Below are 4,366 nucleotides of genomic sequence, written 5' to 3' on the forward strand. Positions count from 1 at the left end.
AGGACTGGAAGMABVCAGCCGCCGACGGCTCGCTGACCGAGGTCTTCGCCTGCGGAACCGCCGCCGTGATCACACCGGTTGGCGCGGTGAAGTCCGCCCGGGGCGGCTGGACCGTCGCCGACGGAGAGCCGGGCGAGGTCACCATGAAGCTGCGCAGGGCGCTGCTGGAGATCCAGACCGGGGCCGCGGAGGACGTCCACGGCTGGATGCACCGGCTGGGCCGCTAGCCGCGTCCCCAGGGGGCGCACCGACCGCAACGCACGCAAGTACGCGTGATCGTTGTGGCTCGGCCCCTTGCCGTGCGGGTCGCCGTCCACGACGGTGATCCGCATGGACGCGCACTGGAAGAAGATCTGGATCGGCTCGGCCGGCAATATGGTCGAGTGGTTCGACTGGTTCGTCTACGCGGTCTTCGCGAGCTACTTCGCCAACTCCTTCTTCCCCAAGGGGAATGACACCGCCAATCTGATGAACACCGCCGGCATCTTCGCTGTCGGCTTCTTTATGCGCCCGGTGGGCGGCTGGCTGCTGGGGCGGSGTGGGACCGGCGGGGCCGCAAGGCGGCGCTCACGCTGACCGTCAGCCTGATGTCCACCTCGGCGGTGCTGATCGCCCTCGCCCCCACCTATGCGGTGGCCGGCTACGGCGGGGTGGCGGTGCTGCTGGTGGCCCGGCTGCTGCAGGGGCTGTCGGTGGGCGGGGAGTACGCGGCCAGCGCCACCTATCTCACCGAGGCCTCCGCCCCGGGCCGGCGCGGTTTCGCCTCCAGCTTCCAGTATGTCTCCATGACCGCCGGGCAGATCCTGGGCCTGGGGCTGCAGATCCTCTTCCAGCACACAATGACCAAGTCCCAGCTGACCGACTGGGGTTGGCGGATCCCCTTTGTGGTGGGCGCGGCCGGCGCGGCCGTCATCTTCTATCTGCGGCGCAGCATGCTGGAGACCGAGGCGTACCAGGAGAGCGGCGCCGCGGCGGACGAACGGGGCACCATCCGGGCCCTGTTGCGGCACAAGCGCGAGGCGCTGCTGGTGGTGGCCCTGACCATGGGTGGCACCGTGGCGTACTACACCTACACCACCTATCTCACCAAGTACCTGTCCAACAGCGCCGGGATGGCCAAGCCGACCGCCAGCCTGGTGAGCTTCTGCGCCCTGGTGGTCTTCGCGGCGCTGCAGCCGTTGGCAGGCGCGCTCTCGGACCGGATCGGCCGCCGCCCGCTGCTGATCACCTTTGCGGTGGGCGCCACCTTCCTCACCGTGCCGATCATGACGCTGCTGAAGCACGCGGGCGGTTTCTGGCCGGCCCTGGGGCTGTCCCTGCTGGGGCTGGTGATCGTCACCGGCTACACCTCGATCAACGCCTGTGTGAAGGCCGAGCTGTTCCCCACCGGGATCCGGGCGCTGGGCGTCGCCCTGCCCTACGCCCTGGCCACCGCGCTGTTCGGCGGGACGGCCGAGTATGTGGCGCTGTGGTTCAAGAAGGGCGGCATGGAGTCCGGTTACTACTGGTATGTGGCGGGTTGTGCGGCGGTCTCCCTGGTGGTCTACCTCACCATGCGCGAGACCCGGGACATCGACCTCAAGCGGGTGGGGCGGGACGAGACGGAGCCGGCCCGGCCGGACGCGGTGCCCGCATCGTGAGACGGTCCGCCGCCGGGGCGGCCCCTCGTGGCAGCATGCCCTTATGCTCCCGCTGGCCATGATTACCGGCAGCAGGCGCGCCGGTCCGCAGTGACCGCCCCGTACCACCCGTAACGGCGCGGCCACCGTGTCCCACGACCCGCGCGCAGACCTCTCGCACCCGCGAGAGGTCTTCTTGTTTCCCGGCCCACCAGGCGGGGAGACACCAGCGCGCGGGGTCACCGGAGGACGGTGGAACCGGTTATTCCGGTAGACCGAGATCCCGACAGGAGTCACAGCAGATGACCCAGGCACCGCAGGGGCCCGACGACGCGTTCCATGTTTTCGACACCACCTTGCGTGACGGCGCCCAGCGTGAGGGGATCAACCTCACCGTCGCCGACAAACTGACCATCGCCCGGCACCTGGACGACTTCGGCGTGGGCTATATCGAGGGCGGCTGGCCCGGGGCCAACCCCAGGGACACCGAGTTCTTCCAACGGGCCGCCAGGGAGATCGACTTCCGCCATGCCCGGCTGGTGGCCTTCGGCGCCACCCGCCGGGCCGGGGTACGGGCCGAGGACGATCCCCAGGTGGCCGCGCTGCTCGCCTCCGGAGCGCCGGTGATCACCCTGGTCGCCAAGTCCCATGACCGGCATGTGGAACTGGCGCTGCGCACCACGCTGGAGGAGAACCTGGCCATGGTGCGCGACACCGTGGCCCATCTCAGGGCGCATGGGCGCCGGGTGTTCGTGGACTGTGAGCACTTCTTCGACGGCTACCGGGCCAACCCCGGCTATGCCGCGCAGGTGGTGCGCACCGCGGCCGGCGCGGGCGCCGAGGTGGTGGTGCTCTGCGACACCAACGGCGGCATGCTGCCGGCCCAAGTGGGCGCCGTGGTACGGACGGTGCTCGCCGACACCGGCGCCCGGCTGGGCATCCACGCCCAGGACGACACCGGCTGCGCGGTGGCCAACACCCTGGCCGCGGTGGACGCCGGGGCCACCCATGTGCAGTGCACCGCCAACGGCTACGGCGAACGGGTCGGCAACGCCAACCTCTTCCCGGTGGTCGCCGCGCTGGAACTGAAGTACGGCCGACGGGTGCTGCCGGAAGGCAAGTTGACGGAGATGACCCGTATCTCGCACGCCATCGCCGAGGTCGTCAACCTCACGCCCGCCACCCACCAGCCCTATGTGGGGCTCTCGGCCTTCGCCCACAAGGCCGGGCTGCACGCCTCCGCGATCAAGGTGGACCCGGACCTGTACCAGCACATCGACCCCGAACTGGTGGGCAACACCATGCGGATGCTGGTCTCCGACATGGCCGGCCGGGCCTCGGTGGAGCTCAAGGGCAAGGAACTGGGCATCGAGCTGGGCGGCGACCGGGAGCTGATCGGCCGGGTGGTGGAGCGCGTCAAGGAACGGGAGGCACGTGGCTACACCTATGAGGCGGCCGATGCCTCCTTCGAGCTGCTGCTGCGCGAGGAGGTGGCCGGACGGGCGCTGCGCTACTACCGGGTGGAGTCCTGGCGGGCGATCGTGGAGGACCGCCCGGATGGCACCCATGCCAATGAGGCCACCGTCAAGCTCTGGGCCAAGGGGGAGCGGATCGTGGCCACCGCGGAGGGCAACGGTCCGGTCAACGCCCTGGACCGGGCGCTGCGTTCGGCCCTGGAGCGGATCTACCCCCAGCTGGCCGCGCTGCGGCTGACCGACTACAAGGTCCGCATCCTGGAGGGCTCGCGGGGCACCGGCTCCATCACCCGGGTGCTGGTCTCCACCGGGGACGAGCAGGGGGAGTGGTCCACGGTGGGGGTCGCCGAGAATGTGATCGCCGCGTCCTGGCAGGCGCTGGACGACGCCTATGCGTATGGGCTGTGGCGGGCGGGGGTCGAGCCGCTGGAGTGAACCGGGGCGCGTTTCCGGGCGCCCGGGGGGCSGGGGKGTGGGKGKCCGGTCGCGCCCACCCGGCGGAGCCGCAGGGCGAASGGAGCCCCGTGCCCTGGCGGGGTGCCCCTTACCCCAGCCGCCGGGACAGGCCGCTCTCCAGCAGGTCGAAGGCGGTGTCGGCTTCCCGGTGGGCCTCGCGCAGCATCTCCGCGGGGTCCTGGCCCGTGGACAGCCGCCGCCAGTTGTCCCGGGCCAGCAGGTRMTGMACCGRSACSATCTGGCGCTGCCAGGCGCCCTATCAGACGCTCGTCCGAGCCGGCGGTCTGCTGGATGGCCTCGGCCAGGGCGCGCTCGTCCACCGCGGCATAGGCGGTCAGCCGGGCCGCCAGGCTGGGGGTGCCGTAGAGCAGGTCCCGGTAGGCCATCACCTGGGGGATGTCGCACAGCCCGGTGACCGGCTCCCGGGCGTCGAGCCCGGTGTGGAAGTGGGTGCGCAGGGCGGCCAGTGGCGAGTGGCCGGGGGGCCGTTCGCGCACCACCCGGGCCGCCTCGCCCTGGTGGTCGGCGATGCGGTGCAGGGCGAGGTCCTCCTTGCTGGGGAAGTAGCGGAACAGCGTCGGCTTGGACACCTCCGCCGCGGCCGCCACATCCGCCACCGACACCCGGTCGAAGCCGTGCTCCAGGAAGAGCGCGATGGCGGTCTCCGACAGCGTCTGCCGGGTGCGCCGCTTCTTGCGCTCACGCAGTCCCTCGGTCATGGCACGGAGCCTACCAGCCGCACCATTACTCGGATACTTTCGTTACCGAGTTGCGTTTCTGTCTCGGTATCGCTTTTATGGGCCCATGACTTCCCCC

1 protein-coding gene and 3 pseudogenes are annotated in these 4,366 nt (G+C 70.6%); 3 read left to right on the forward strand and 1 reads right to left on the reverse strand.

Translation table 11 applies throughout. From position 1 onward, the window contains the following. The 3 genes and pseudogenes from CV755_RS33990 to cimA form a co-directional block, all read left to right on the forward strand. Nucleotides 1-227, forward strand: a pseudogene (locus CV755_RS33990) (branched chain amino acid aminotransferase); the annotation flags it as partial. Nucleotides 228-330: 103 nt separating this feature from the next. Continuing rightward, nucleotides 331-1,640, forward strand: a pseudogene (locus tag CV755_RS33995) (MFS transporter). Between the two features lie 281 nt (nucleotides 1,641-1,921). Continuing rightward, entirely contained in the window at nucleotides 1,922-3,529 is a 1,608-nt protein-coding gene (gene cimA, locus CV755_RS34000; protein ID WP_109278018.1) for a citramalate synthase, read from the forward strand. A gap of 109 nt (nucleotides 3,530-3,638) precedes the next feature. On the opposite strand, the pseudogene CV755_RS34005 reads toward cimA, so the two are convergent. Continuing rightward, a pseudogene (locus tag CV755_RS34005) lies at nucleotides 3,639-4,269 on the reverse strand (TetR/AcrR family transcriptional regulator). Between the last annotated feature and the right edge of the window lie 97 nt (nucleotides 4,270-4,366).

Source organism: Streptomyces orinoci (genome assembly GCF_003121295.1).
Classification (GTDB): Bacteria; Actinomycetota; Actinomycetes; order Streptomycetales; family Streptomycetaceae; genus Streptomyces; species Streptomyces orinoci.

What these genes read in the sequence shown, in the direction of transcription:
- cimA (WP_109278018.1), top strand. Translation starts at nt 1,922, where the DNA reads ATGACCCAGGCACCGCAGGGGCCCGACGACGCGTTCCATGTTTTCGAC.